The sequence below is a fragment of the Microcoleus sp. K5-D4 genome (genome assembly GCF_036704575.1).
Classification (GTDB): Bacteria; Cyanobacteriota; Cyanobacteriia; order Cyanobacteriales; family Microcoleaceae; genus Microcoleus.
Map to the genome: position 1 here is coordinate 1 of NZ_JAUBSD010000103.1, position 26,695 is coordinate 26,695.

Annotated in this window: 21 protein-coding genes; 10 read left to right on the forward strand and 11 right to left on the reverse strand. The window is 46.7% G+C overall.

Annotated features, from left to right (window positions below):
* A partial coding sequence (locus QUA77_RS24795) for a Calx-beta domain-containing protein (protein WP_333453125.1) occupies positions 1-1,368 on the forward strand: 1,368 nt, incomplete at its 5' end.
* Between the two features lie 459 nt (positions 1,369-1,827).
* Here QUA77_RS24795 and QUA77_RS24800 read toward each other — a convergent pair.
* Entirely contained in the window at positions 1,828-2,421 is a 594-nt protein-coding gene (locus QUA77_RS24800; protein ID WP_333037269.1) for a DUF4129 domain-containing protein, read from the reverse strand.
* A 488-nt stretch (positions 2,422-2,909) separates the two neighbouring features.
* On the opposite strand from QUA77_RS24800, the gene QUA77_RS24805 reads away from it, so the two are divergent.
* The 3 genes from QUA77_RS24805 to QUA77_RS24815 all read left to right on the forward strand — a co-directional run bounded on the left by QUA77_RS24805 (position 2,910) and on the right by QUA77_RS24815 (position 7,157).
* Positions 2,910-4,637 carry a diflavin flavoprotein gene (locus QUA77_RS24805; RefSeq protein ID WP_333058904.1) on the forward strand — a complete coding sequence of 576 codons (1,728 nt, stop codon included), beginning with the start codon at positions 2,910-2,912 and terminating at the stop codon, positions 4,635-4,637.
* A gap of 152 nt (positions 4,638-4,789) precedes the next feature.
* Complete coding sequence (locus QUA77_RS24810; protein WP_333453127.1) at positions 4,790-5,419, forward strand: hypothetical protein; 630 nt, start codon at positions 4,790-4,792, stop codon at positions 5,417-5,419.
* Positions 5,412-7,157, forward strand: a complete 1,746-nt coding sequence (locus QUA77_RS24815) for a diflavin flavoprotein (RefSeq protein WP_333453129.1) — start codon at positions 5,412-5,414, stop codon at positions 7,155-7,157. Before QUA77_RS24810 ends, QUA77_RS24815 begins: the two co-directional genes overlap by 8 nt.
* A gap of 97 nt (positions 7,158-7,254) precedes the next feature.
* Here QUA77_RS24815 and pgsA read toward each other — a convergent pair whose 3' ends face one another.
* The 6 genes from pgsA to QUA77_RS24845 all read right to left on the reverse strand — a co-directional run bounded on the left by pgsA (position 7,255) and on the right by QUA77_RS24845 (position 14,623).
* The gene (gene pgsA / locus QUA77_RS24820; protein ID WP_333453131.1) at positions 7,255-7,773 is read right to left on the reverse strand and encodes a CDP-diacylglycerol--glycerol-3-phosphate 3-phosphatidyltransferase; all 519 of its coding nucleotides are present in this window, start codon (positions 7,771-7,773) and stop codon (positions 7,255-7,257) included.
* 208 nt (positions 7,774-7,981) lie between these two features.
* Positions 7,982-8,827: an ADP-ribosylglycohydrolase family protein gene (locus QUA77_RS24825; RefSeq protein WP_333453132.1), complete on the reverse strand. Its 846-nt coding sequence runs from the start codon at positions 8,825-8,827 to the stop codon at positions 7,982-7,984.
* A gap of 83 nt (positions 8,828-8,910) precedes the next feature.
* Positions 8,911-9,621 carry a sugar transferase gene (locus tag QUA77_RS24830; RefSeq protein ID WP_333453134.1) on the reverse strand — a complete coding sequence of 237 codons (711 nt, stop codon included), beginning with the start codon at positions 9,619-9,621 and terminating at the stop codon, positions 8,911-8,913.
* Positions 9,622-9,895: 274 nt separating this feature from the next.
* Complete coding sequence (locus tag QUA77_RS24835; RefSeq protein ID WP_333453136.1) at positions 9,896-11,800, reverse strand: hypothetical protein; 1,905 nt, start codon at positions 11,798-11,800, stop codon at positions 9,896-9,898.
* Between the two features lie 143 nt (positions 11,801-11,943).
* Complete coding sequence (locus QUA77_RS24840; protein ID WP_333453137.1) at positions 11,944-14,253, reverse strand: hypothetical protein; 2,310 nt, start codon at positions 14,251-14,253, stop codon at positions 11,944-11,946.
* A gap of 232 nt (positions 14,254-14,485) precedes the next feature.
* Positions 14,486-14,623, reverse strand: coding sequence for a hypothetical protein (locus QUA77_RS24845; protein ID WP_333453139.1), 138 nt, complete (start codon positions 14,621-14,623; stop codon positions 14,486-14,488).
* Between the two features lie 711 nt (positions 14,624-15,334).
* Between QUA77_RS24845 and QUA77_RS24850 the strand changes: the two genes are divergently transcribed.
* From QUA77_RS24850 to cobT, 5 genes are all read left to right on the forward strand, one after another.
* A complete protein-coding gene (locus QUA77_RS24850; RefSeq protein WP_190663937.1) occupies positions 15,335-16,048 on the forward strand; it encodes a Crp/Fnr family transcriptional regulator in 714 nt (237 codons plus the stop codon).
* Between the two features lie 94 nt (positions 16,049-16,142).
* The gene (locus tag QUA77_RS24855) at positions 16,143-16,640 is read left to right on the forward strand and encodes a universal stress protein (RefSeq protein WP_333453141.1); all 498 of its coding nucleotides are present in this window, start codon (positions 16,143-16,145) and stop codon (positions 16,638-16,640) included.
* A 256-nt stretch (positions 16,641-16,896) separates the two neighbouring features.
* Positions 16,897-17,652 carry a DUF2232 domain-containing protein gene (locus QUA77_RS24860; RefSeq protein WP_333453143.1) on the forward strand — a complete coding sequence of 252 codons (756 nt, stop codon included), beginning with the start codon at positions 16,897-16,899 and terminating at the stop codon, positions 17,650-17,652.
* The gene (locus QUA77_RS24865; protein ID WP_333453145.1) at positions 17,642-17,767 is read left to right on the forward strand and encodes a hypothetical protein; all 126 of its coding nucleotides are present in this window, start codon (positions 17,642-17,644) and stop codon (positions 17,765-17,767) included. The genes QUA77_RS24860 and QUA77_RS24865 overlap by 11 nt, the downstream gene beginning before the upstream one ends.
* 128 nt (positions 17,768-17,895) lie before the next feature.
* Entirely contained in the window at positions 17,896-19,020 is a 1,125-nt protein-coding gene (cobT, locus tag QUA77_RS24870) for a nicotinate mononucleotide-dependent phosphoribosyltransferase CobT (protein ID WP_333453147.1), read from the forward strand.
* Between the two features lie 534 nt (positions 19,021-19,554).
* Here cobT and QUA77_RS24875 read toward each other — a convergent pair.
* Both QUA77_RS24875 and QUA77_RS24880 read right to left on the reverse strand, forming a co-directional pair.
* Complete coding sequence (locus tag QUA77_RS24875; protein WP_333042890.1) at positions 19,555-19,953, reverse strand: hypothetical protein; 399 nt, start codon at positions 19,951-19,953, stop codon at positions 19,555-19,557.
* 468 nt (positions 19,954-20,421) lie between these two features.
* Positions 20,422-20,568, reverse strand: a complete 147-nt coding sequence (locus tag QUA77_RS24880) for a hypothetical protein (RefSeq protein ID WP_333453149.1) — start codon at positions 20,566-20,568, stop codon at positions 20,422-20,424.
* 167 nt (positions 20,569-20,735) lie between these two features.
* Here QUA77_RS24880 and QUA77_RS24885 point away from each other — a divergent pair, with 167 nt between their 5' ends.
* Positions 20,736-21,845, forward strand: a complete 1,110-nt coding sequence (locus tag QUA77_RS24885; RefSeq protein WP_333453150.1) for an extracellular solute-binding protein — start codon at positions 20,736-20,738, stop codon at positions 21,843-21,845.
* A gap of 377 nt (positions 21,846-22,222) precedes the next feature.
* On the opposite strand, the gene QUA77_RS24890 is transcribed toward QUA77_RS24885, so the two are convergent.
* Together QUA77_RS24890 and QUA77_RS24895 are read right to left on the reverse strand one after the other, a co-directional pair.
* Complete coding sequence (locus QUA77_RS24890; RefSeq protein WP_333042884.1) at positions 22,223-22,750, reverse strand: hypothetical protein; 528 nt, start codon at positions 22,748-22,750, stop codon at positions 22,223-22,225.
* Positions 22,751-22,889: 139 nt separating this feature from the next.
* Positions 22,890-26,108: a PAS domain-containing protein gene (locus QUA77_RS24895; RefSeq protein WP_333453153.1), complete on the reverse strand. Its 3,219-nt coding sequence runs from the start codon at positions 26,106-26,108 to the stop codon at positions 22,890-22,892.
* Positions 26,109-26,695: the final 587 nt, after the last annotated feature.

Sequence of the window (26,695 nt, forward strand, 5' to 3'; positions counted from 1 at the left end):
ACGATTAACGTTACTCGCACCGGTGGCACGGAGGCTGCAACCATTAGCTACCAGACTCTTGACGGTTCGGCAAGTTCAGGCACTGCTGCAGATTACACTTCGGTGACGGGGGTGTTGAATTTTCTTGCGGGGCAAACAACTGCTAGTTTCACCGTGCCGACTTTGACTGATGCGATTTCGGAATCGGCGGAAACGGTGAATTTGGTGCTCTTCGGTGGCAATGTCAGTAGTCCGTCAATTTTGACGATTAATGATGTGGCGTCAACAACTGTGGCGCCAACTCCGACGCCGACATCTCCAAGTCTTTTCCAGTTCGCCCAACCAAATTACACCGTGGCTGAAGGTAGCCCGGCTACGATTAACGTTACTCGCACCGGTGGCACGGAGGCTGCAACCATTAGCTACCAGACTCTTGACGGTTCGGCAAGTTCAGGCACTGCTGCAGATTACACTTCGGTGACGGGGGTGTTGAATTTTCTTGCGGGGCAAACAACTGCTAGTTTCACCGTGCCGACTTTGACTGATGCGATTTCGGAATCGGCGGAAACGGTGAATTTGGTGCTCTTCGGTGGCAATGTCAGTAGTCCGTCAATTTTGACGATTAATGATGTGGCGTCAACAACTGTGGCGCCGACGCCGGCTCCAACTCCAGCAACATCAACAGCAACCCAGTTTGTTTTTAGTGCGGCTACTTTCACCACTCCGGAATCATCTGGCTTTGCTACGGTGACAGTCAATCGCATCGGTCCCAGTACGGCTGCCGGAACCATTAGCTACAGTACTCTTGACGGCAGCGCCCTATCAACTGGAGGAACTGCGGCTGATTATGCGTCTACTGCTGGTGTACTCACCTTTGGCCCTGGGGTAACTTCCACGACGTTCAACCTCTTTGTCAATGCTGATACTGTGCCTGAAATGACTGAGAGTGTTAACCTATATCTCAATAACGGCCCCGTCGGCACTCCGTCAACAGCAAGACTAGACATTATTGACGGTAGCAGCAGTGCATCTGGCAATGTCTTCCAGTATAGTGCGTCTGATTACGGCTCGATCGGCACTCAGGGGGGCAGCACAACGGTTACAGTTACTCGCTCAAGCGGCTTGGGTGCAGCATCGATTGATTATATTATTCTGGCGGGGACTCCAGGCGCCGGCCCTGCACCTGTATATGGTACCGACTACCTGCTTAACCCGGGCGGCCCCACTGGCGGCACGTTGTCCTTCGCCGACGGCCAACTCAGCCAAACCTTTACTCTTCAAGACAACCTATTTAGTACCAATAATGGGATTGTGCGCTTAGGTCTTGCTAACCCCACTGCGGGCTACAGTTTCGGCAGTACAGCGGCAACAAGTATCACTCTCATCTAAGGCTATTAGTAGGGCGAGGAATCCTTGCTCTACTAATATGTCCCGCAAGTAGTTAAATGCTTTTTATCAGTCTGATTCCTCACTACAGCTTTTTTCAAGAAAGCGAGGTACGCGGGTAAAATCTTCGCTGTGTGACAGTCGCTGGCACCGACAACTAATGGGATTCACCTACAGACATGATTGTAGGCGGTCTCGACCCGAATCCCATTGCTGGTGCTAGTTTCGTCACCTTCAACCCATTTGCTACTCCGGTCTGATAGCACCCTTTCAAGGTCGTACTCTTAGATGCTACGCGCGTTATTCGAGTACGACCTTGAACCCTTGTATATTGAAAGAAGTAGATGGCGATTTGGTATTGGGTGGGGGTTTTTGAGATTGTCGGTTTTTGGTAATTATTGTTGGTAAAACCAGACCATAAAATTATCGATTGGATATTATTGTTTTTTTGCGTTTACCTACTTAATCCTTAATTTGTTGATAAGCTTGCTGACACTGTTCAAAAGTTGAGGCGGAAGCTTCTGTATTCCCGAAATATAGTTGCTGATGTATTGTTATCACAGTTTCGTAAGGCACTGGCTGGGGTAATTGCTGGATTAATTCCAAATATTCGCCATCAGTGCGACTGGGTTGGTGAACTACGGTTCCCGCATCATTTAACCGCTGCAACACCGCCATGTAAAGACAGCGGCAAGCTTGGCGGTATTTCCCTTGTTGCTGCAAATTTTGCGATCGCAACAACCACTCTGCTACCGACAAATCGTTAATGGTTTTTTTCGCACTTCCATCAGTTGTTTGATTCCTCTTTTTGAAATTATGAATATAAAAACGTAACAGTTGCCAAATCTGCCAACTCGCCCAGACTGCGAGCAATGCTAAGATTAACCAAAAGGTGGCTTTAGCGATCGCCCCTAAGATGGGGGAATCAAACCAAGATGGCAATTTGACATTCGGTATATTTTGGGCAGTTTTTAGTTCCCACCACTCCTGCAATCGCTGTTGCGACTGTCCTAATTGCCAACCAAAATTAGTTTTCTCAAAGGAACTTTCAGACATAGCTTTACATCAATGAGTAATTTTTTGATTGCGGATTGGAAAATTTTTTCTTCTATCATTATCCCCAAATTCCCGACTTCTTAAAGACATCGGGGATAAGAAAGCGCGATCGCATTTGACGTTTGATTAGGTTGACTTAAATGCCAAGTCATTCTCGCTAATCCAAATTGCCGCGCGATCGAGAATCGCATTTGATCGCATTTGACTGATAGTCTTCTACAGAGGCGATCTCCCAACCGATAGAACTCAGTTTTATTACCACATAACTCTGTTTTTTGTCAACTATTTATAGACCCAAAATTGATTTTATTGAATTTTCCTTCTTCCTCAAATCCGTTATATCCCGATTCAGTGCGCGTTGCCGAACTGCCTTATGCCATAACTTTTGGGATACTTAACAGCCTCATAAGAAATTTTATAAAGATTTACAAAAGAAACGTGTCAGAATGAAGACAATAAGGTAATGGGTAAAAGACAAGGAGGCACTGATGGTAGCGCTGACTGAACGAGTCCAACGCAGATTGACGGTGGAAAAAGTCGAAATTGCCCCTGATACAACGGCAATTCGATGCCTGGACTGGGATAGAGACCGCTTTGACATCGAATTCGGACTCAAAAACGGTACAACTTACAACTCATTCATCATTCGCGGTGAAAAAACCGCCCTCGTCGATACCTCGCACGAGAAGTTTCGCCAACAATACATTGATACTCTGACGGGGGAAATTGACCCGAAAGAGATTGACTATCTAATTATCAGCCACACCGAGCCAGACCACAGCGGTTTAGTCAAAGACGTGCTGGCGCTGGCACCCCAAGCGATTGTCGTGGGGGCGAAAGTAGCAATTCAATTTTTAGAAAACCTTGTACACCAACCATTTGAGCGATTGGTAGTAAAAAACGGGGACAAACTAGATTTAGGAAACGGCCACATTATCGAATTCGTATCGGCGCCGAACTTACACTGGCCCGATACTATTTTCAGCTACGACAGCAAAACTCAAGTGCTGTTCACCTGCGATGCTTTCGGGATGCACTACTGTTCCGACAGCACCTTCGATGACGATTTAGCAGCAGTTGAGGAAGATTACCACTTTTATTATGAGTGTTTGATGGCTCCCAATGCTCGATCGGTACTCGCTGCGATGAAGCGGATGGCAGAATTGGGAGAAATCGGTACAGTTGCGACCGGTCACGGCCCGCTGCTGCGGCACAATGTGGTGGAACTTACCGGACGCTACAAAAAGTGGAGCCAAGCGCAAGCTAAGGCAGAAACCACTGTAGCGGTATTTTACACCTCCGACTACGGATTTAGCGATCGACTCAGCCAAGCGATCGCCCACGGTATCACCAAAACCGGTGTCGCTGTGGAAATGATGGACTTGAGAATCGCCGACTTACAAGAAGTTGCGGAACTTGTCGGTAATGCTGCCGGCATCGTAATTTGTTCGCCACCGAGTGGCGGTACTGCTGCGGTGAATGCCGAAGCCGCAATCAACACAATTTTAGTTGCAGCTAACAACAAACAATCTTTCGGTTTGTGCGAATCTGGCGGCGGCGATGACGTATCTATTTACCCGCTGCGAAACAAGTTCAAAGAGTTGGGTTTAAAAGAAGCATTTCCCAACATTTTAATTAAAGAATCACCGACAGAAGCGAGTTATCAACTTTGCGACGAAGCCGGCACCGACTTGGGACAGTGGCTGACGCGCGACAAAGCAGTCAAACAGATGAAATCCCTCGACAGCGACCTCGATAAAGCTTTGGGACGAATCAGCGGCGGACTGTACATCATCACCGCTCAAAAAGGTGATGTTAGCGGTGCGATGCTAGCTTCTTGGGTAACTCAAGCTAGCTTTAAACCGCTGGGTTTAACAATAGCAGTTGCGAAGGATCGGGCTATTGAATCGATGATGCACGCGGGAGATAAATTTGTTCTCAACGTGCTCGAAGAAGGCAATTATCAAACTTTGATGAGGCACTTTTTAAAGCGTTTTGCTCCTGGTGCGGATCGATTTGCCGGAGTTAAAACTCAACCAGCCACCAATGGTTCTCCGATTTTGACGGATGCTTTGGCGTACATGGAATGCCAAGTAGTCAGCCGGATGGAACTTTCGGATCATCATATCGTATATGCGATCGTCGATAGCGGCCGCGTATCCAATCCCGATGCACTGCCGGCAGTTCACCACCGCAAGGTCGGAAATCATTATTAGGTAGGAAGTTCGGGTGCTTATGCGGCATCTTACCTACGCAAAAACTCTCAACGTGGGGTGCTTATGGCGAACCTTACCGGCAGCTAAAATTACGGTGCGCCATAAGCCTTTTCTTACCTTTTGCTTCTCCATTTTCACTAGGGGAATTGCCAATGCCTGCCAATCTTTTAGAAGACCGAGATTACACAATTATTATTGCCAGAAGCGATGCCAGCAGAGACCCTCAACATCCTTGGTATGAGGAATGGGTAGAAGCACAGGCATCTCTGATCGACTTAGCAAAAAAATGTCAGCAATTTGACAGCGACGGCATCACTCTTTACGAAGCTTCTACTCCTATGTGGAAGTATAAAAATTCTAATGTTGCCCGGTTAGCTGAAATTTTGCAGCGACAAAATACGGAACCGGATTCAGCAAAGCCGACTACCATTCATTTGGAAGAAGCTCTGAAAGCAACTTTTAGCGATTATTTCACAAACAAAACAGATGGCAAAGGGAAGAAAGGAGCAATAATTGTTGCAGTCCTAGATCAAAAACCAGAAAATACCGCTGCTGTCGCTGAAATTATTGTAAGTGCGGCAAATAAAATAGAGAAAGATGAAGAAATTGGAGTGAGCTTTATCCAAATTGGGGATGATTTGAAAACCCGGGAATTTCTGACTGACCTGGATACCAATTTACAGGGTAGAGGTGCAAAGTTTGACATTGTAGATACCAAGTTTTGGCACGAAATCAAAAGAAGTTCTGTAGTTCAGTTTCTCATAGGTGCAATTAATGACTAACACTTTGACTCCAAGACTGGCTTCTGATACCAAACCCCGCGACGTGCAGTTTATCCCGATCGCACTCGATACTTTTATTGTGCGATCGCGCACTTGGGACAGACTCAAATTTGAAGTCGAGTATTCGCTGCAAAAGGGGACGACAGCCAATAGCTATATTATTCAAGCTGACAAGACTGCTTTGTTCGACCCGCCGGGGGAATCTTTTACTGAAAATTACCTGGAATTTTTGCAGAAACGGGTGGACTTGACCAAGCTGGATTACATAATTTTGGGGCATTTCAATGCTAACAGGTCAGTAACAATTAAAGCTCTGTTAGACTTAGCTCCTGAAGTAGCTTTGGTTTGCACTAATCCCGCCGCAATTAGTTTGCGGGCCGCTTTCCCCGACCAAGAATTAAACATTATGATCGTTCGGGGAGAAGAAACTCTCAACTTAGGAAAAGGTCACGCCTTAAAATTCATCGCGACTCCAACTCCCCGTTGGCCCGATCAACTTTGCACCTACGATCCGCACACTCGAATCGTGTTCACTGACAAACTATTTGGAGCTCACGTTTGTGGCGACCAAGTATTCGATGAAGGGTGGAGCGTTTACAGCGAAGATCGGCGCTATTATTACGATTCCCTGCACGCATCTCAGGCAAAACAAGTGCTGACGGCAATGGATAAATTCGCCGATTTACCAGCAGCATTTTATGCTCCCGGTCACGGCCCGATCGTCCGTTACGGCCTTAATGAACTGAGCAATTTGTATCGGGAATGGAGCCAGCAACAAAATTCAAAAGACTTGACAGTTGCTTTGATTTATGCTTCGGCTTACGGAAATACGGCTACTTTAGCCCAGGCGATCGCCAGAGGAATTACGAAAGCCGGCGTTGCGGTGGAAAGTATCAACTGCGAATTTGCCGAACCGGGAGAAATTAAAGAGGCGATCGAAAAATGCGCGGGATTTATTATAGGAACCCCGACGCTAGCAGGACACGCTCCGACGCAAATTCAAACGGCTTTGGGAATTGTTTTATCTACCGCAACTAAGAGCAAATTAGCGGGGGTTTTCGGTTCTTTTGGCTGGAGTGGAGAGGCGATCGACTTAGTGGAAAACAAGCTGAAGGATGCTGGCTATAGAATTGGATTTGAGCCGATTCGAGCCAAATTTAAGCCGACGGCGGCGACGATTCACGAGTGCACAGATGTGGGAACAGATTTTGCTCAAGCTTTGATTCGATCGCAAAAATTGCGGGCACCGAAACCGCAGTTAGCAGCAGGAAGCGATCGCACTGAACAAGCAGTAGGGAGACTCGTAGGTTCGCTGTGCGTAGTCTCGGCGAAGCGGGAGGATGTCACCAGTGCGATGCTGGCTTCCTGGGTGTCGCAAGCAACTTTTAATCCCCCTGGCGTGACGATTGCGGTGGCGAAAGATCGATCGATCGAATCTTTGATGTATGCCGGAGATAAATTTGTGCTCAACATCTTAGCAGAAGGGCGACAGTTGCGGAAGTATTTCATGAAAAACTTTGCTCCGGGAGAAGACAGATTTGCCGGAGTCGAAACAATGGAAGCTAGCAACGGGTGTCTCGTTTTGACTGATGCTCTAGCTTATCTGGAATGCGAAGTGATAAGTCGGATGGAATGCGGCGATCACTGGGTAGTTTATGCGGCGGTTGACAACGGTCATTTGCTGCAAAATGACGGCGTGACAGCGGTGCATTACCGGAAATCGGGGACTCATTATTAAGCTACGGCTAGGACACGGCATTGCCGTGTCCATACAAATATATCGAAGTTTTTATCTGGGTTAATCCGCGTTCATCTGCGGTTTAAATAAAACCGATTTACTTCTCCTCGGCAGTCTTTTCCGGCCATAGATAAATAGCGCCAGAAATCAAAGTTAAAGCCACAGAAACCCAAAAAGCAATTTCTGCGGGAAAATTCCACGCTTCAGACAAAGGAGCAATTAAAAGTGCGATCGCCACAATCTGACTCACCGTCTTCAATTTGCCCCAAATATTAGCTCCCGAAATCGTAGTTTTATTAACACGCCACCCCGCAATAGTCAACTCCCTGCCCAAAATCAAAAATACCCCCCAAGCCGGGACTCTGCCCAACTCAATCAACACTAAAAGCGGCGCGAGGACCAACAATTTATCCACCAAAGGATCGAGAAACTTACCCAAATCGGTAATTTGATTCAGCTTCCTAGCCAAATAGCCGTCCAGCCAATCAGTAGCTGCAGCTACCACAAAAATTGCGGTGCAAATCCAGCGGCTTTGAGCGCTTGGGTCGTACAAACCGTAGAGCAGGAAAGGTACTCCAAGCAAGCGAGAAAAAGTGATCAAATTAGGCAAATTCATAAGAGATATGACTAAGGCCAACGGCAAAATCAAACAAAGGTATGTAGTTGCGCTTTAGCGCTCTTTCCTAAGCTAAGAGCGCTAAAGCGCAACTACATACCTAAAATTTAACCCTATTTGTGACAGTTGGTCTTAGTCCTAATAGAAAGAAGTTCGGCAACGAAGCAGTGTAAGGGATTTAACGGATGTAACCTATCTCAGGAAGAAGTCAGAAGTCGCTCCTGCAATTCATTAACTGTCGATCCAGTTTTCTGATATAATCTCTGCCGTAAGATTGATTTTCTAATCCTTGTACCAGATTTTCTGGCAAGTCTTGGGCAATTTCATTGCTACAGGAACCAGCAGCTAAAGCAATAGTTGCTACCGTATCAACATCTCCCGAAAAAGCAATGCAATCTTGGAGCAGTTTGCTCATACTATCATTTCGCATGACCGCAGTAATAGCTGCTCTAACACAGTCCAAACCTTTAACGCTGACTTCTCCTTGCCAAGGTATCGACCACTCACCAGCGACGTGCCTTTCTATAAAATTTCCCAAATTCTTCTTTAAACCTAGCTGATAAATAAAGTAATGGGACATCAAAGCGGCCGCTATAGCTGCTTTAATGCCATCAGGAGTATTGTGAGTAATTGCAGCTTGAACGGTAGCATTTTCGATGACTTTTTCAATAGTAGGAAAAATGCCAATGGGGCCTGATCGCATCGCCGATCCGCTTTTATCGCTAGCAGAGTAAATTTTTTCTAAGAATTCTTTTCCGTCTTGAACTTGTAGCAAAAAATTGTAAAACTTCCCAGCATAACCAAATCGCCGATCGCGGTTAAAAGCTGCAACAAATTTGCTGGCTAAAAGTTCTGGTGTCCAAGGTTCTCGGCTGACGATAGCTTCTGCGACGGCTAAACTCATCTGCGTATCGTCTGTGTAGCATCCAGGCTGGATGTCGTGACGGGGATGCTTGATGTAACCGTTGAGATTGTTGTACATTTCGATCGTATCCTTGTCAACAAATTCAAAACCCGCACCGTAAGCGTCACCAATCGCTAATTCTATTAACATATATTTAATCCGTTTCCAACTATTTCATCCCGTGTTTTTTCCTAAAATTTTAAATCCAAAAACAACCCAAAACAGCAAGTCTATTAACACGCACCGTTTTTACTCAAGACAACCAAAATTGTTTTGCAAATCAGAGTGATGTCGTAGACAACAGACCACTTGCCCTGATAGTCGAGATCCATGCGCACAATCTCGTCAAAGTCTTTAACTCTAGACCGTCCGTTGACTTGCCACTCCCCAGTCAGACCGGGTTTGACATTTAAACGTTGCCAGTGGAACTCGTCATAGGCAGCAACTTCATCGGGAGTTGGCGGTCGAGTTCCCACCAAACTCATGTCGCCAACTAACACATTCCAGAATTGAGGTAACTCGTCCAAACTTGTGCTCCGCAAGAAGCGGCCGACGCGGGTAATTCGCGGGTCATTTTCATTCTTAAAAATGTGACCCTTGGCTTGGTTGCTAACTAAATGTTTGAGATTTTCTGCACCGACAACCATCGATCGAAATTTCCATATTCTGAAATGTCGCCCTTTGAAGCTGCAGCGGACTTGACTGTAAAGCAGCGGGCCCGGATTGTCCAACAGCATCGCCACTGCCACCGGCACCGCCACCACAGCAGCAATTGCCAGTCCCAGCAGCGCACCCAAAATATCGATCGACCGTTTTACCTTGCTCGTTACGGAGCGGTGATGCTGTTGTTTTGATACACAGACTTTGTAAGTATATTCTTGAAAAAATAAGGACAGCATTTCTGATAATGATGATTTCGACGAGGCACCCATCGGAAATTTCATGTGATTTGTCTCAAGTTTAACGATCTCTTACGTCCATCTTATTAGCCATCTCAAATCTGCAGAACCTGAAATGCTGAGCTTTGCACAATCTTTAAAAACCAATAACACTTTTATAAAGTTTCTATGTATTTTTTATAAAAACGTATAAAGTTTATGTAAACTTACGTACATTTACAGAAAAAAGTTAGTCCTAGACGCAAAAAAACCTGGTTTCGACTAGGACTCTTCCCGGAAGACAGGGAGGATTCTACTGAGAAACCGGGTTTTTTGCCGTTTAGCGATAAATATCAGTGCGAACATCCCAAGCAAGTGTTAGCGGCTCTAACAACTTTTGCTGGCTGCTAGAGGCGAGTTTGCCTAAATATTCGCGAACAACAAAGGCGTGTTCGAGATTCAACCGATAACCCCGTGCGACATCTTCAAAGAAAAGTGGCTCAGCCCAAATTGTTTCCCAATCAGGATTTTGCCTCGACTCCTCGGCCAGCAGCATGAAATCTTCCTCCGCAGGCACAAGTCCCGCCGGCAAACTTCCTTCCAAAATCCGCAAAATCCGGGGTTCGCAGGTACGGGTATTCACGCCCTGGCGTTCCAACAACTGCAAAATTTCCTGAAAGCTCAAAGTTTCCCCGCCCAAAACCTTCATTAATTCCCACAGCAGAAAAAAGTCGCTGTACTGCTGTTGCGACACATCCAAAATGTGAGGATAGAGAGCCAAACTCGCCAACCCGCAGGCAACTCGACCAAATTTTGGGGGGGAATTTGTACTTTGAGATACAGAATTTAATGCAGAATTATCAATCTCAAAAATATCTCGATCGACCTGCAATTCGTGGTCTTGAACCACGATCGCATTCGGCAGCTTCTGCCGCAACCAGCGGGCGATCGCAGGCCAAGCACCCATACCCCCCGCACAAATCGCCTGATTAATCCCCGCCGGCGACATTCCCGCGCGGCTGAGCAAAGCATTCAATTCACGATTCAACTGCTGCACAAAAGGCACTAAAACCAGACTTTCCAAATCTTTGCGCTTCACATCCCAATGCTGCTGGCCAATATCCAAAGCAAAACTTTTTTGATGTTGCAAAATAACTTTTATTTGCTTTGCTGCTTCTAACAATTGCAGACCAAAAGCAGAACCTTGTAACCGCTGCTGCAATTGATAGCGGTTCGGCAAATCTGGATGCCCCGGACGTGGCAAATCGATCGACATTCCCCAAGTTTCATTTTTAGCCAACAACTGACAGATAATATCCTGATCGAAAGCATCGCCCGCAAAACCAAAACTCTGGCAAGTAAAATCAGCACGAGTTAAATCTTGAAGATTGGACGGCAACTCAACTAAAGCTAATTCCACCGTCGCCGCCCCCGCATTCAAAATCAAAGTTCCCCCGCTAAAAGAGGAAGCATTCACAGTCAGCGGTGCAGCTTCTTCACCGCCCTTAGTAGAATCCACGGCTGACGACTCGACTTCCATGCCATTTTTCACAGGAGTTACAGCCGCAAGCAAAGTGGCGATCGCATCTTCCACCACAAAAATTTGCGAACCAGAAGCCACCAGAGACGCGCCCAAAACCGCCTCCCGCAGATTAAACATATAAACATCCGACCAGCCGGCAGGAGTCCCCAAAATTACACCCTGCAAGTCTAAAAGCGCCGCATCGAGAGTTTCTGGCGTTAGTCCCGAAGCCCTACAGATTAAATTGGAAACTGGCAATCCTGCAAAAATCGCCCTTGGTGCAGAATCCAAAACTTCCCCCGATCCGTCAAATTTTTGTCCCCGCAAACTAGGATTCAAAGTAGCCAGCAGCGCCCGCACAGCTTGCAGCGGCAAGGCGATCGAAAAAGCCTGCAAGGGCGACCACTGCAACAGCGGTTCGTACATCCCAGCAGCCTCCCGCTGATAAGGAATGCCCACCTTTAAAGGCAATTTAAAATTTTCCAGTAAAAATTCTCCAGCAGCCAAAGCCTGGGGTCGGAATCCCACCGACTTGACTGTCACCTCTGACCCGGGGCTACCTGGGGCTGTTTCCGCCAGCACCGCAGCCGAGGGAATCCGAAAGCTGGCGTCTGCTGGGGAACCCTCAGCCTGCGATGCTTCCCAGTAAATCGGGTGCAATTCGCCGCTGGTGCGATCGAGCAAAGCCGCAGACAGGCCACTGGAACCGAAATCAATGCCCAAATACCAGCTAGAATTCCGGCGTTCTCTGGATGGGGCGATCGCACCTGCTGCAGAATGCCCAGCCGAGTCTTGCTGCTGTGTCCCGGCAAACTCGCTAAAATCGGTTTTCCCCTCAACAACTCCTGCTTTACTCTCTGTCGAAATTAGGTTTTTTTTTTACTTTCTGGAGGACTCGATCCCAGTTCGTTAGTTTCGGCAGTTTCTGCAGGGGGAGAATCAGTCAAAGGTCGATCGGTCTCGCTCAAACTAGCCAAAATCTCGTCTAGCGTCAAATTCGAGTCGTCTTCCTCAGCAAACAAATCATCCTCAAGTTCGTCTTCCAAAACAAAGGGTTCATCATCCGAGGAGAGTTCCAACACATCGGAGAACAAATCCTCCAGCGTGCCGAGTTCTTCCTCTGCCGCCTCCGCAAAGGGATTGTTTGCAATGCCTTCGGGGGAACTCGCCGATAAATCCAAGTTGTTAGCGGCTGAGAAATTCGATCGCCCGAAGCTAGTATTTTCCAATCCCTCCAGATTGTAGAGGTCTGCCTCCAAAAGTTCCAGAGTATTGTTGTCCAAATTTAGAGCTCGATCGAGGTCATCTTCTAATGCCTCGACAGGCAGCAAATCCTCGTCCGGCGAAGCTTGGATGTACCCATCATCAAGCCGTTGCGAGGATGAGTCGAACTCGCCAGTTTGAACGTCACCGGCACTCGGCACACGGGACTCGGCACTGGGGAGGTTTGGGCTAATTTCGGCAGGCCTTCTCAACGGCAAAGCTGCTGATTGAGGGACAGTAGCGCCGAACTGCTCGCCTCGGTTTTGAACCGTTTCTAGATTTTCTCGATCGTCCGCGTCAATTTGCAACTCAGCAGTTGAGGGTGGTGCTGCTGAAACTTGAGGTAAGGTTGCCACTTGCGGTTCAAATAAATCGGCACTATCTAAAGTTAGAGCGTCTACAGAATTACCCATTACAAAGTCTGAATCTTCATCTACTAAAATCTCTTCCAGAGATTCGCCTTCCTCCAGCAAATTTACAAACAAATCTTCGGTCATTTTTAGCGACTCGGCAGCTTCTTTATCCGTCGCCGATTGATATTCTACACCTTCACTTTCGGTCTCAATTACAGTATTCTCTACCGGGAAAGTTTCGCTTTGTAATTCTACTTCAGGAACCGCTTCTCCCGCGAACAAACTTGCATACAAATCCTCAATTTCTTCGTCTTTTTCTGTTAACCTATTCTCAGATTCACCGCCAGTAAATCGAGTTGCATTTCGAGATATTTCTGGTGTAGAACCCAACAAATTATCTTCCAACTCCGGGAGCAAAATAGGGGATTGAATGCGGTCGCGTTCGCGCCTCAACTGTCCGTATTGCGGAGAAATTTCTGTACCGGCGTAGGGAAATCTGTCTTGTTCTCCGAATTCACCGGTGCGAATTTCCTGCACCGAGTCTCCCGTCTGAGTCTCTGCGGCTGAGTGCTCGATCGCAGTATTTGAAAGGGCGGGAGCGACAGAAGATTGATCGGCTGCGGTTGGGGTGACGGTTTCGAGATTATTTGCTAAATCGATCGGCTGTTGAACGTAGGAAGACGCTTCTCGCCCCAACTGTGACGCCAAGTGGTTGACCAAAGCCGCGAACATCGCCTCGCTCTGCTGGCTCAAACCGTACATATTTTCGAGTTCTTGTCTCAAGGAAGCTTGATAGCTTTGCAGATTTGCTTGCAAAGCCTCGAACACGATAGCCATCCTAGAATCGAGACTCATCAGCAGACTGTCAGCATGAGATTGGAACAGTTGCATTTGCTCCAACCTCTGAGCCGGCGTCAGCAGCGGGTGTTCTTCTGAGGTTTGTCGGTTAAGTGTTACGTCAATAGCCGATTGTTCATCAGGCGCACTGCCCAAAGAGTATGGTGCTGCGCTGCTTTGCAATAACTGATTTTCTAGGGAACTTAGAATTTGAGAGAAATCGCTAGTCAAGGTTTCTTCCAAGCGGGCAGTCAGTACCTGCAAGAATTCACCAATGATTTGCTGTTGGTTGGCTTGTTGCTGAGCTAGGGATTGTTGCTGCTGCCGTTTTGCTTCTAGCTGTTTGATTTCTTGAATTAGAGCTTGCTGCTCTTGCCGCAGAGCTTCTATGTCTTCTTGGAGCGGCCCTGTCAGGCTGGAACGCAGGTGGCTGATTTCTCCGGTTACGGCAAGCATGATTTGCTCTGCTGCTGAGGGGCGAGGGGGGGACAGAGGCACTTTGGGAACTGGAACTGGTTCGGGGCGGACATTTGGGCGCGCGGGGGCCTTTGGGGCTGTTAGCTTTGAGTCTGAGGAAACCAGATAAGCACGAACTCGCTCTAAAAGTTGGCGCTGGTGGACAGTATCAAGAGAACCCGTCCAAGGCAAGCGGGGTGCGGGCTTGCTGAGTACCTCGTCTATCTCAGCAATCAGTGCTTGAATTTTGTACTTCTGAGAATTCAAGGGCGGAACCTCTGGGAATGCGGCTTGGGAGAAACTTTACCGAAAAAAGACTCAAGTCAGGCGGCAGCGATGCCAATAGATAGAATAATCTGAATGCGAGTCCGTCAATAATTCACTAATATTTTCTGACAACTGTTAATTAACGTTTTGTCTTCGGATAACTTCTATTGCCTATGATAGGTTAGCCGGTACTTCCGCACCAAAGGCCTCCTTCTATCAATTGCAAGTGCTGTCAAATTCTGCGGCTCAGGGGCGAGTTTGCCGGCCCGGAGGCTGATTCCTGCTCGTAAGAGCTGCGAGCCCGACGAACTTTTGCCTTCACCTGCTTGAACGGCGGGCCGCACACTGTCACCGCGAGTTTCGTTAGCATGGCGGCGCGCCACTATGTCTTCATCTTTCACCGACTTGGAAAAAACCTCAAACAATTTGCGATTTGGGATACCGAGATTCGGGATTGTCCCCCTACAGTCGGTTTGAGTAACCTTTTATTATAGCCTTTTATCTGTATTTGTGGCTAGATACTAATGGTACAATAATCTTGGGGTAGCAGAAAAGTTTGCTGGGAAGTGGGTGGGTTTGGCTCGCCAAGAGCGCCAGTCTTTAGGCTCGCAATGGCTGTGGATTTTGCCGATCGTGCTGACATTTGCCAGGTTCTAGGCAGTTGCTCGGATTTGGGATCTGTCTACCGTGCTTGCAGGCTTGTGCTCGTGGACTCTGCCTTCTCGACAGCAGGGCCGAGTGACAACAAATCTCTCACCAGTGTTAAGCTTTCTAAGCGAGTGCTTTCAAAGGTAATTCGATCAGCTCAGTCGTTTGCCACATTGCTAAAATTTTGTTAATAAAATTTGCTCAGTGGTATATATCTAAAAAATTATGGTATATTCTTTAGTTTCTAGCTCCCAATCAGAGCTTGAGGCTATTAATTACCATATTGAGCCTTTGACCGCAAAACTTTAGAGGTAAAATTGCCGATTTTAGATCCTTGTTTCTCAAATCTTGAATCTCAAATCGAATGACTCGGCTGCAAGCTATTTGTAACTGCCCAGCGCAGCTCAAGCGCATAAATTAAAATGATGGCCTCATGGAAGACCGCTTTAACACCCGAGATCCGAATTCTAATATAAATCAATTGATAGTTTCTACTCCTTTTTTTGCAGGATTACCCGATCCTGTAATCGAGAGAGCAACTGTCCACATCGTTACCCGCAGTCATCCGTCAAATCAAGTGATTTTACTCGAAAATGACTGGGGAACATCAGTGTATTTTATATTGGATGGTTGGGTGAAAATTCGCACCTACAACCTAGACGGAAAAGAAGTAACACTGAATATTTTAGGGAAAGGAGAATTATTCGGGGAAATGGCCGCGATCGAAGAAGCACCGCGATCAACAGATGTGATCACCCTAGCCCCGACACTGATCGGCAATATGCCATCTCAGGATTTTGTGCAGCTCATTCATACCGAGCCGCTAGCAGGCATTCGCCTAGCTCAACTGATGGCGCGTCGCCTGCGACAAGTCAACCGCCGCCTGCGTTTGCGAGAGTCCGACAGTACCTCGCGAGTAGCAGATATTCTCTTATTTTTGGCCGAGGGGCAAGGCAAAAAAATCCTGGAAACAGGAGGTACAGAAATACCGAACCTGCCACACAGAGAATTAAGCAGCCTCAGCGGGCTGGCTCGCGAAACAGTAACGCGAGTGCTGAGCAAGCTGGAAAAAAAAGGAACTATTCAGCGCGAACGTGACGTTTTGTGCATTCCCGACCTGCACGCCTTAGAGCGTCTGTTAGTCTAGAAGTATCAGAGTTTGCTTTTTTTTATTGAATCTAATTCAAAAGCACTCTCTGTTAACTAACTGATATGAATGATTTTCCGCAGGAGGTAAAGCTGTGAGTTTTAAGAAAATTTTCGCCGCCTTAGATGATTCTGAACTGGGCCACCGCGTCTTCACTCAAGCTTTAGAATTAGCTCTCAACGATCGCGCCCAGGTGATGCTATTTAACTGCGTTACTGTCAGCACCATGGGGGAGACGGCAGTGCCAATTCCGGTAGATTTGGGGATGAATGTCGAGTTAATGGATCAAGCTTATCAAGCTCAACGTTTGCGGCTGGAAAGGGAGGAAAAACACGCTTCGGGTTTGCTGAAAAATTACTGCGACGCCGCAGCAAACAAAGGATTGCAGGTAGAATTTGACTGCAAAATGGACGGCGATCCGGGGCATTGTATCTGTGAAGCCGCGGAAAATTGGGGCGCAGATTTAATAGTGTTGGGGAGGCGTGGCCGCACGGGGTTCGCAGAAGCTTTCCTCGGCAGCGTCAGCAATTATGTCGTTCACCACGCATCTTGTTCGGTTTTGGTAATCCAGGAAGTCAAAATCGAAAAATAATGCTGCTGAAAATTTTTGCTGAGAAAATCCATCTAAAATAAGACTTGCGTTCCTACCTAAACCCGGTTTCTGCGAGCAATATTAAATTTGGCGGCGAGGCATCCAAACAGTGAAACCGGGAATCAGCCGTATCGGGCGCAAGTCCCGTAAAATCTAAAATCTAAAATCTAAAATCTAAAATCTAAAATCGGGAATCAGCCGTATCGGGTCTAAGTCCCGTAAAATCTAAAATCTAAAATCTAAAATCTAAAATCGGATGAGTGATTTTTTGTCAGCAGATGCTGCGTCTAATTCGAGTAATTCTCCTAGTACAAATAACGAGCCGCAAACCGCCGATATTTCAGCAATGGCTGGCGATCGCCCAAATCCAGATCCGGGGAAGCGCGGCTCTGGGGAAGCGCCTTTAAGGCTTGTAGAAACGGCTTTTTTGGCAAGTACCGCTAGCTTAATTTGGCTGGTAAATTATTACTTTCCGCTAGGGCCTTTGCTGCGGGTTTTTTTCCCGATACCCATCGCCCTAGTTTACTTGCGTTGGGGCAACCGAGCAGCTTGGATGGCAGCTTTGGTATCGGGTTTGCTGCTGTCGGTACTGATGGGCCCGACGCGGAGCATTTTATACGTGATCCCTTTTGGAGTTATGGGAGTTGCGCTGGGAGGACTTTGGAGGCGCAAAGCGAGTTGGTCACTCTCTATTAGTGTGGGCGCTCTCATTGGTACTGTAGGCTTCTTTTTTCGGTTTTGGCTGCTGTCAGCGTTGGTGGGTCAGGATCTATGGGTTTACGTAACCGCCCAGGTAACAGAGATGGTGGAATGGGTGTTTGTGAAGCTGGGCTGGCTTAATGTACCGAGTTTGAACACAATTGGGGCGATCGCCGCCGGGATGATTTTGGTTAACAATATTGTCTATTTATTTGTAGTACATTTAGTAGCTTTGCTGCTGTTAGATCGTTTGGGAAATCCAATTCCGCGGCCGCCACACTGGGTGCAACTTTTGATCGATTATGAAGAGTAGTTATTGGGCATCGGGCATCGGGCATCGGGCATTGGGCATCGGGCATCGGGCATCGGGCATCGGGCATCGGGCATCGGGCATCGGGCATCGGGCATTGCTAATTTCTACTAAATAACTAATGACTAATAACTAATAGACCTCTCTTGCAAAACAAGTCTTGAACAGGCAAGATGCCTGTTCCACAATAATTATTGCAGAGGTCTAACGACTGCTGACTACTGACTACTGACTACTGACTAATTTATGATTGGTATTTATACAGAAATTGAACAGGGCCAGCGGTGGCTCGATCGCTATCGGGGACAAAAACCGATATTTGCCTGCGTGTTAGGATTTACTGCTACTGGCTTAATTCCGGGGATTTCAGCAGCAGGTGCAACTCCGCACGATCGACAATTTACTTGTTTAGCCGATGCAGAATTTTTGTATAACGGCCCCCAACCGTCGCCCCAATATCCTTTGCCGCCCCTAGAAGCGGGTGCCTCGCCGGTACTGATCTCTCGCGCTGTAGTCGAAGCTTTGGAACTTCCGCTTTACCTATTTAATGCTGGTTTGCCCCTCCCACCTCCGGTACCTGCAATTGATTTGGGCGGCACTCCGGCAAAGTGTCTGATTTCTGGGAATGCTTTAGAACTAGAAACTGTCAAACATTTGCTCGAACAAGGATTAATTTGGGGAGCTAAATTAGCCGCTCAAACTAATGGCAGCTATTTAATTTTAGGAGAGTGCGTGGTTGGGGGAACGACTACTGCTTTGGGCGTGTTAATGGGTTTGGGTATTGCAGCGGCGGGCAAAGTTAATAGTTCTCATCCTCGCTGCAATCACGCTCAAAAATTGGCTGCGGTGACAGCGGGACTCCATAATGCTGAGTGGGAAATTAACGGACAAAACAGCACTCCCCTGGAATTGGTAGCGGCGGTGGGCGATCCGATGCAAATAGCGGTGGCGGCAATGGCGATCGCCGCGAGTCGGACTTGCGGTGTGCTTCTGGCTGGGGGCACGCAAATGCTGGCAGTGTACGCTTTGATGCAAGCCTTAGCCCGTGAATATGCTCTCTTTTGGATTCCCGAACAAGTCGCGGTGGGGACTACGCGCTGGGTGGCCGAAGACCCTACAGGAGACACTGTAGGACTTGCTAAAGATATCGGCGGTGTGCCTTTGTTGGCCGCGCAGCTAAGTTTTGCTGGATCTCGCTACGGGCAACTGCAAGCTTACGATCGCGGCTATGTTAAAGAAGGTGTCGGTGCGGGAGCTTGTGCGATCGCCAGTGGCTTGGCTGCAAATTGGACTCCTCCTCAACTCCTTCAAGCTGTTGAAGCTTTAGCCTCGCGCTGTGAAATTATATCGATTCCGGTGGCACCGGAATGATTGTTGACTTTTGACTGTTGACTGTGAGTCAAAAAAATGAAAATTGCCCGAATTATTTGTGGGCCTCGGGATTCGACTTTACGCCCGACTTTTGAAGCAAGGATTTGAGATCATTCCGGCGCAGCCGGAATTGATATTAAACATTAGAAAGTCGTGGAGGCAAAAAACCCGCTTTTTACTGAAAATATTGGGGTTTTGCCACGACGAATACACTCCCCAACCGGGTTTTTAGTTTTCTGTGCATCCAGGAATGTTAGGAATTAAACATTAAAAATTCAGAGGCGGCGATCGAGCTGCGAACATTGTTTTGCTGCTCACCCAGCTTCGTTTTGGCTGAATAATTATATCACTTTCTGTAGCATTTTTGCTCTCAGATTTACAGAATTTTCTACACAATATCTGGCTTTGATGCAGTATTCTCCCTGCTAATTACGGGAGATAAAAAACTCTATGCAATGAATCTATAAGTAGACGAGCATAAATCAACGCAACTTGTATTTTTTTTGATTACTACCCGATCCCCGCTAGCAATATTTAATTAGGCCCGCCTAGATGTTGCGAGTGCATTCTTTTGGAGAGCAACTGTTCTTCCAAGGCTGCAATTCGATTGTAAGCTGCTGTTAGCTGAGCTGTTAAGCGCTGGATTTGAATCTCTGCGCTCAGCTCTTTTTCCAGGCTTTGAGAATTCTTGTCGAAATAGCTGTCATCTAACAGTATGTCCTTGTGTTCGAGAAGGCCGTCGAGACTGCTGTAGCTTTGATAGGGCGAGGTTTTGTCATTTCCTACCGTTCCAGAGCGATCGTTTCTCTGTTGCTGGGTCAGCTTCGTCTCCTTGGCCGACTCCAAGAGCTTTTCATTGAGGTTTTCTATGAGTTTGTAGAGGGCCTCGACTTGTTGGCTCAATACTGTAACTTGCTGGCGGAGCGCTTCCATACAATCATCCTTTGGCTCGTAACTTAATATCTTTACATTTTAGGTAAATCTTTACATAACTTGGATTTATCACTAAATTATTTAATTTTTGACGTAATTGTTGTGTTCCTAATCCTGACGGTAGATTTAGGGAGCCAGCTTGAAGATAATCGATCGCCATTGGTGAGTCGATTGTAGATTTTAGATTTTAGGTTTTAGATAGTCTTGGACACAGGAACCGGGTGGGTTAACGCCCGTACTTCGTTCAAACCTTCAATCAGAGCTAAAACGTCGGGTTTGTGAGAGTGGGATCGCCGAGAGTCCTATTAGATTGACTTCGCTCTCGCCAGTGCTTTCAGGATTCAGATGAATGGATTTTTAGTTTTTTTAGTTATTAAGCTGTCGCCGATTTAAAAAGAATTTTTCACTTCTGTTGTGTAAAAAGCCTCATCCAACGGCAGATAGCAGCGCTCTGGTTGTTTCGTTATATTAAAAAATGTAACACAGATGCAGTCGATCGACCCGGCTGGCGAACACAACTGGCTCAAAGGAACTTGCAGCACAGAAATTAGGCGTTAAGTTGAGGGAGTTTTCGGCATCGGAAAGCTCGATCGACAAGTTAGAAGGTAGAATCACGGCAAGAGTCAAACAGACTCAGAGCGCAGCAGAACCGAGTACAATGGCTCTGTGTTTGAAAAAGAAATAAGACAAATCGGCGCCAACTACCGGACTCGACAAACAATTATTTCCCCGGCTGTAGAACACAAAACGATCGGTCAATATTTAGAAAAGCGGATTGACAGGTGAAACGAAGGTCTTTGCTATTGGGGGCCGCCACCCTAACTTTAAGTCAATTGGCGGCAGGGTGCGACTCGAAGCCCATTCTCAAAATTCGATCGCTCAAAAACGGTATTCCGGCCCAACTGGTAAGCAAATTTAGCCGCGATGTACAACCGTCTCCGCTTTTGCAGGTAACGCAAGAAGGACAATTAAAAGAATTATTCGCCCTGTTGCAGGAGTGGAAACAGGTTCCCCAATCAAAAAATCAAGCTAACTTGGTGATGTTGGGAGATTACTGGCTGACTTTGGCAATTAGGCAAAAATTGATTAAGCCCATCGATCCTGCTAAGTTGCCTAATTGGGCACAATTGCCCGAAAGGTGGCGAAATTTGGTAACGCGAAACGATGACGGTTTCTTAGATGCGAGAGAAAACGTTTGGGGTGTACCTTACCGCTGGGGAAGTACGGTAATTGCCTATCGAACCGACAAATTTAAGGCTTTGGGGTGGACTCCGACAGATTGGAAAGACTTGTGGCGATCAGAATTGCGCGATCGAATTTCTCTGCCGGACAGTGCCAGAGAAGTTATCGGTTTAACATTAAAAAAACTCGGAAAATCTTACAATACGCAGCAATTAGATCAAGTCCCAAATCTTAAAAAAGAACTCGCAAATCTGCACCGACAAGTTAAACTTTATAGTTCTGATGCTTACCTGCAACCATTAATTTTAGGCGATACTTGGTTGGCCGTAGGTTCCTCTGGGGACTTGCTGCCGCTGCTGCAAACTCAAAAGGATATTGCTTTAGTAATTCCAGTTTCGGGAACTACACTTTGGACAGATTTGTGGGTAGAACCAGTATCAGGGAATCCAGTTTCTTTAGTGGAAAAATGGATTGATTTTTGCTTACAACCTCGGGTTGCTCCTCAATTATCTTTGCTGGCTAAGGCTAGTTCGCCGATAATTGTCGGTATGAAACCCGAAGATTTGCCGGAAGCTGTTCGCACTAATTCTGTGTTGTTGCCGGATGCTAAGATTCTTGCTAAGAGCGACTTTCTGCTGCCTTTTGGGGATGCTGGCATTGCCCAATATCGATCGCTCTGGCAAGAAACTAGGAAAGTAGTGAGAAGTTAAATTACAGTGAGGTACATAGCTCTTGTAGGCACACGGTGCCGTGTCTTTGGGAGTGTCAACTTAAGTTCGTTAGTCATCCCGGGAGTCCGCCAGGGGTTGAAACCCCTGTCTAATAGCTAAAGTCCTCTCAAAGAGGACTGAAGAACTCATTATATGATTTCCGGTAACACTCCTTATGATGTTGAGTGTTGACGGTTCACAGTGAACAGTGAACTCGAATTTACTATTCCGATGCTAACGGATTTGATATTAGTCGTCTTCAGACGACTTTAGCTTTGAGGCAGGGGTTTCAACCCTTTCCGGACTATGGGTTTGACCTGGTTGTTGACACTCCCAAAGGCACGGCGCCGTGTCCTAACTCTTGTAGGGACACTAATCTAAAATCCTTTGAGTTTGCCTCGAATACCTGGATTTGAGAGAGATTCTAACTCAATCCGACAGTTAAGCCGATCGCCCTTGCACGAATAAACTGCCAAAGCAGTGCCTTGACGGTTGCAAACTCGCACATTGTAACCATAATCGTTGGCGACAGTGCCAAAGCGGTTAACAAACTGATAGCGTTCCATATAATCGAGCAAACTCCAAAGTTGGCGATTGACTATGATAATTACCCAAGTATTGCCGGGATCTACAAACCAGCGATCGAGCAATTTGCCGCCATAGAGTTTTTGAGCTAACCACAGACTTGGCACGCTTTTTTCTGTTTGCGAAAGCGGGGGCGACGGGAAATTAGCAGCGTTGCCAGTCGGGCAGACTGGCTGCTGGGAAAATACCGCATATTGCTCACACAGCAAGGCTCCGAGGCACGCAGAAACCGCAATCAGGAACAAAAATAAACTTTTTGTCAAAATGCCGTGCCTGCGGAGGTAAACTTGATTTTTGTGGCAAAAATTGTGGTAATTCATAAATTGGCAAGGGCCGGCTTTGTACAAAACTTATCTGTTAACATCGAGTGTTGTAAAATAGGTTGGTAGTGAGTAATTTAGTGTTCAGGAAATTATTTTTGAGGACTGAATTTCTTACTCCGAATCGGCGCAAGAGTTCTTAAAATTCCGATCGCCTAAACAATGAAGCAGGCAGACAAACAGTAAAAGTAGAACCGCAATCTAAATCGCTAATAACTTCAATATCGCCGCCCATCATCTGACAAAAACGCTGGCTGATAGTCAGTCCCAAACCAGTACCGCCGTACTTGCGAGTAGTTGAATTGTCGGCTTGAGTAAAAGGTTGGAACAGTCGCTCTTGCTGCTCTGGTGTCATGCCGATGCCCGTGTCCGTCACTCGGAAAATTAAAAAATCTGCATCCAAAATTAACAGTTGAGCAACTCTCGGTTGATATTTATTTTTTAATTCTTCACTGGTAATTCTTTCTAAAGTAAGCACGATCGTCCCATTAGCAGAAAATTTAGCAGCATTGCTGAGCAAATTCAGCATTACCTGCCGCACTTTCATCAAATCGCCGTGCATCGCGCCGATATTGTCAGAACTCAATACTTGCAAAGTATTGCCGTTTTTATCCATTAGCGGTTTGATAGTTGTTACCACCTCCTCGATTAAGCCGCCGACATCGAAGCTTTCGAGGTAAATCTCCATCTTGTCAGCTTCAATTTTGGAAATGTCTAGAATGTCCTCTATCAGCCGCAGCAAGTGTTTGCCAGCAGTGCGAATTTTGTCTAAATCCGAGACTAACTCTAAGTTGCCTAACTCTTCGGCATCTTCCACCAGCATATCGCTGTAGCCGATAATTGCGTTCAGGGGAGTGCGTAACTCGTGGCTCATGTTTGCCAGAAAAGCACTCTTGGCGCGGTTGGCGAGTTCTGCGGCTTCTTTCGCCAACTGCCATGCTTCCTCAGCGTCTTTGCGTTCAGTGATATCCCGCAGTGTCGCCACCACCGCTTCGACGCTGCCGTCTGTCGCACAAACCGGACTGAGAATGTACTCGTAGTCGCGGGTTCCCCAGCTTGCCGTGGGGACAATTACTTCGCCTTTCACGGGATCGGCTGTGGCAAATATGCCGTGGCATTCTTGGTGAACCCGCTGCATAATTGTTGGCGACCAGCCTAATTCCTGCCAGGTTTTGCCAATCATTTCTCTGGGGTTCATGCCGGCAGCTTGAGCGGCGGTGCGACTGACGTAGGTGTATTTTCCCGATCGATCTACTAGAAAAATTAGGTCAAGAGAAGCGCCGAGAATGCCGTCAACTGTTCTGGCGTGTCGGGCTACCTGAGCCGTCATTTGTCTGACTGTGATGGCGCCGCGGACTCTGGCGGCGAGTTCAAACCGCAAGAGTTCATTGGCTTGTTTGAGGAATAGGGTGCGCTGTTCGACTTCTATTTCTAGTTCTGCTTTGGCTTTTTCTAGGGTGAGTTCGGCAAGTTTGTGATCGCTCACATCTGTAGAAATTGTACCGACTGCATAAGCTTTACCTTCGGAGTTGCAGAGAGGAAATTTCAGAGAAATATAAGTGTGCGGGCCATCGTCTTGAGGGATGATTTCTTCGATGGTTAGAGGCGAGGAGGATTCGAGAACTTTCAGGTCGTTTTCTCGCAAGGCTGCTGCTTTGTCTTGGGGAAAAATATCACCATCGGTTTTCCCTGTTATTTGCTCTTTTGCGATGTCGAACAAATTGTCAAAATGGCGGTTGGTGAGCAGGTATTTTCCGTCAACATCTTTGATGTAAATTACTGCTGTTGAGTTGTCTAAAATCGCTTGCAGCAGTGCTTCGCTCTTTCGCAGGGCTTTTTGAGTGTTTTGGCGATCGAGTATTTCTGGCTGCAATTCCAAGTTGAGGCGATTTAAGTCTTGCCAAGCTTCCTGGACTAAATTTAAGGCGATCGCGCTTTTTTCTAGTTCTGTATTTACCTGCCGCGACTGGTTTGAGATGGAGTTTTCGGGCAATTCTAGGGGTTGGAAAGCGAGCGGGATGTGGGGATTTGCGAGCGGGCCAGCGCCAGCCAATTTTTTATATCGAAAATCTACGGCTAATTGACGATCTAAACTCGATTTTTTAAGGAATAAATCGGGGAATTCGCCGAAATTTAAATTGTCATAAATTAGATCAAATTTCCGGGATCGCTGCGGCGGTTCGGCGCTGGAGTTTGATGCCCAATTCCCGTCTACTGTTGATAAATCTGAGTTAGCGGGTTTGGCAATCCGGCGAGTGACGGCAACTCCCAAGGCAAAGGGGACAACTGCAGCCGCAGACATTGCCAGCAGCCAGTTATTGTCCCAGCCAGTTGCGATCGAGGTTTTGGGGATGAATCGCACTAAAATTGCTGCGGGTTTTCCGGCTAAATTGCCGAGGGATTTGGCAGCTACTGCATAAGTTTGACTGCCTGTTTGTACGTTTCCGGCGACTGGTTTGCCGGCGGCGGCGAGTGCAGATTTCAGAAGCGATTTCTCTGCCAGCAAGTCTGGTAACTGTTGGTTTGTTGTAACTGCTTGCGAACTTGCCAAGACAAATTTGCCGTCAGCCAGCGGTGCGTATATAGCCTGATATCCGCCGCCTTGTAATTTGAGGGTTTCGGTGCTAGCAACTGCCGAAGTTTTGCTGATAATTTTTCCTAACACTAAGGCAGCAATCACTGTCTGATTTTTGGGATCTTTTATGGGAATTGCTGCGTAGTGGAGGAGAACAGGGCGATCGCCTTTTCCGGGTGGCAAAGATCCCAATTGTTCCTGAACTTCCGATTTGGCAATGATTTCGCTGGCGGTAATTTGCTCTTTTGCAGCGAATACTCGATCAACTATTTTTTGCAGATTAAAACTTTTTTCCTTCTGGTTGGGGTTGACGCTAACCACTATCTGCCTGTTTTTTCCCACTAATGCCGCGCTGTCTATTTCCCCTGTTTTGACTTGATTTTCTAGAATTTGATTGACAGATTTTTGCAAATATGATATTTTTTTGCCGCTGTTGTAAGCTAAGGCTGTTTGGGCGATTGTTTTGCTGTCAGAGGAGTTTTGCAAACGGTCTGCGGCGCGATCGAGTTGGAGATTGTAGTTGATTTCACTAAGGCTCAGTTCGGATTTTGCTTGATTTTGCAGTTGATTGCTTCCAACTGCTGATGTTAGCCAAAGTGCTGCTGCCGTTAGTCCGACGGGCAAGATTGTTTGTAAAGTCAGCAGTCCGATTAGCTGTTTTCTGGTAACAGATAAGTTGTAGGTACAAGGCTTGAAAGCTGCTTTCAATCTTCTTTCGGAAGTCGCAACTTTAGTTTGCTGCAGACAATTTTGCTGGCTGTCGTTTAACTGAGTATGAGCCATAGTAGTAGATGGTGAATCGGTTATAGATGATAGGCCATCAATTAATCGGGAAGGCAATCAATTTTAGATTTTAGATTTTAGATTTTAGATTTTAAATTTTAGACTTTGGCGTGATCGGTCAGTTGAAAGATTTTAGATTTTATATCGAGTTCGGTTAATCACTCATCATAAAATTGTTGCCTCTCGCCGCCGCCAACCAAGCAATAAAATGACTTGGGGATTCTCAAAAAAATCTGTTTCTCCCTGTTAATCAGATTGTGTTATTTAGTTGTTTTTACATAATACTTTCGGCTCCTATTTAAAGTGTGTTGGGAGCATCCAAATGAGTGCTTTCACTGGAGTGTTCGCGGTTAGATGTAGGCTTTGCTGTGCAAGGTACTCGCACTCCTCAAAAACGCTTTTTGCAAAATCGGGATGCTCCCACATACAGTCCTAAAACGAAGTAGTTTATCGATCGACTGTATCGTAAATTCAGTTAAACTGAGATGTTGCACCATTCTCAATAAGCCTTGTAGATACTGTCTTGACCTGTCAAGGGGTAGCAGTCAAATAATTGGGGTCGAAAGGCTTTTGGGATTTTAAAATCC

What these genes read in the sequence shown, in the direction of transcription:
- QUA77_RS24800 (WP_333037269.1), bottom strand. Translation starts at nt 2,421, where the DNA reads ATGTCTGAAAGTTCCTTTGAGAAAACTAATTTTGGTTGGCAATTAGGA.
- QUA77_RS24805 (WP_333058904.1), top strand. Translation starts at nt 2,910, where the DNA reads ATGGTAGCGCTGACTGAACGAGTCCAACGCAGATTGACGGTGGAAAAA.
- QUA77_RS24810 (WP_333453127.1), top strand. Translation starts at nt 4,790, where the DNA reads ATGCCTGCCAATCTTTTAGAAGACCGAGATTACACAATTATTATTGCC.
- QUA77_RS24815 (WP_333453129.1), top strand. Translation starts at nt 5,412, where the DNA reads ATGACTAACACTTTGACTCCAAGACTGGCTTCTGATACCAAACCCCGC.
- pgsA (WP_333453131.1), bottom strand. Translation starts at nt 7,773, where the DNA reads ATGAATTTGCCTAATTTGATCACTTTTTCTCGCTTGCTTGGAGTACCT.
- QUA77_RS24825 (WP_333453132.1), bottom strand. Translation starts at nt 8,827, where the DNA reads ATGTTAATAGAATTAGCGATTGGTGACGCTTACGGTGCGGGTTTTGAA.
- QUA77_RS24830 (WP_333453134.1), bottom strand. Translation starts at nt 9,621, where the DNA reads ATGAAATTTCCGATGGGTGCCTCGTCGAAATCATCATTATCAGAAATG.
- QUA77_RS24845 (WP_333453139.1), bottom strand. Translation starts at nt 14,623, where the DNA reads ATGCTAACGAAACTCGCGGTGACAGTGTGCGGCCCGCCGTTCAAGCAG.
- QUA77_RS24850 (WP_190663937.1), top strand. Translation starts at nt 15,335, where the DNA reads ATGGAAGACCGCTTTAACACCCGAGATCCGAATTCTAATATAAATCAA.
- QUA77_RS24860 (WP_333453143.1), top strand. Translation starts at nt 16,897, where the DNA reads ATGAGTGATTTTTTGTCAGCAGATGCTGCGTCTAATTCGAGTAATTCT.
- QUA77_RS24865 (WP_333453145.1), top strand. Translation starts at nt 17,642, where the DNA reads ATGAAGAGTAGTTATTGGGCATCGGGCATCGGGCATCGGGCATTGGGC.
- cobT (WP_333453147.1), top strand. Translation starts at nt 17,896, where the DNA reads ATGATTGGTATTTATACAGAAATTGAACAGGGCCAGCGGTGGCTCGAT.
- QUA77_RS24875 (WP_333042890.1), bottom strand. Translation starts at nt 19,953, where the DNA reads ATGGAAGCGCTCCGCCAGCAAGTTACAGTATTGAGCCAACAAGTCGAG.
- QUA77_RS24890 (WP_333042884.1), bottom strand. Translation starts at nt 22,750, where the DNA reads ATGAATTACCACAATTTTTGCCACAAAAATCAAGTTTACCTCCGCAGG.
- QUA77_RS24895 (WP_333453153.1), bottom strand. Translation starts at nt 26,108, where the DNA reads ATGGCTCATACTCAGTTAAACGACAGCCAGCAAAATTGTCTGCAGCAA.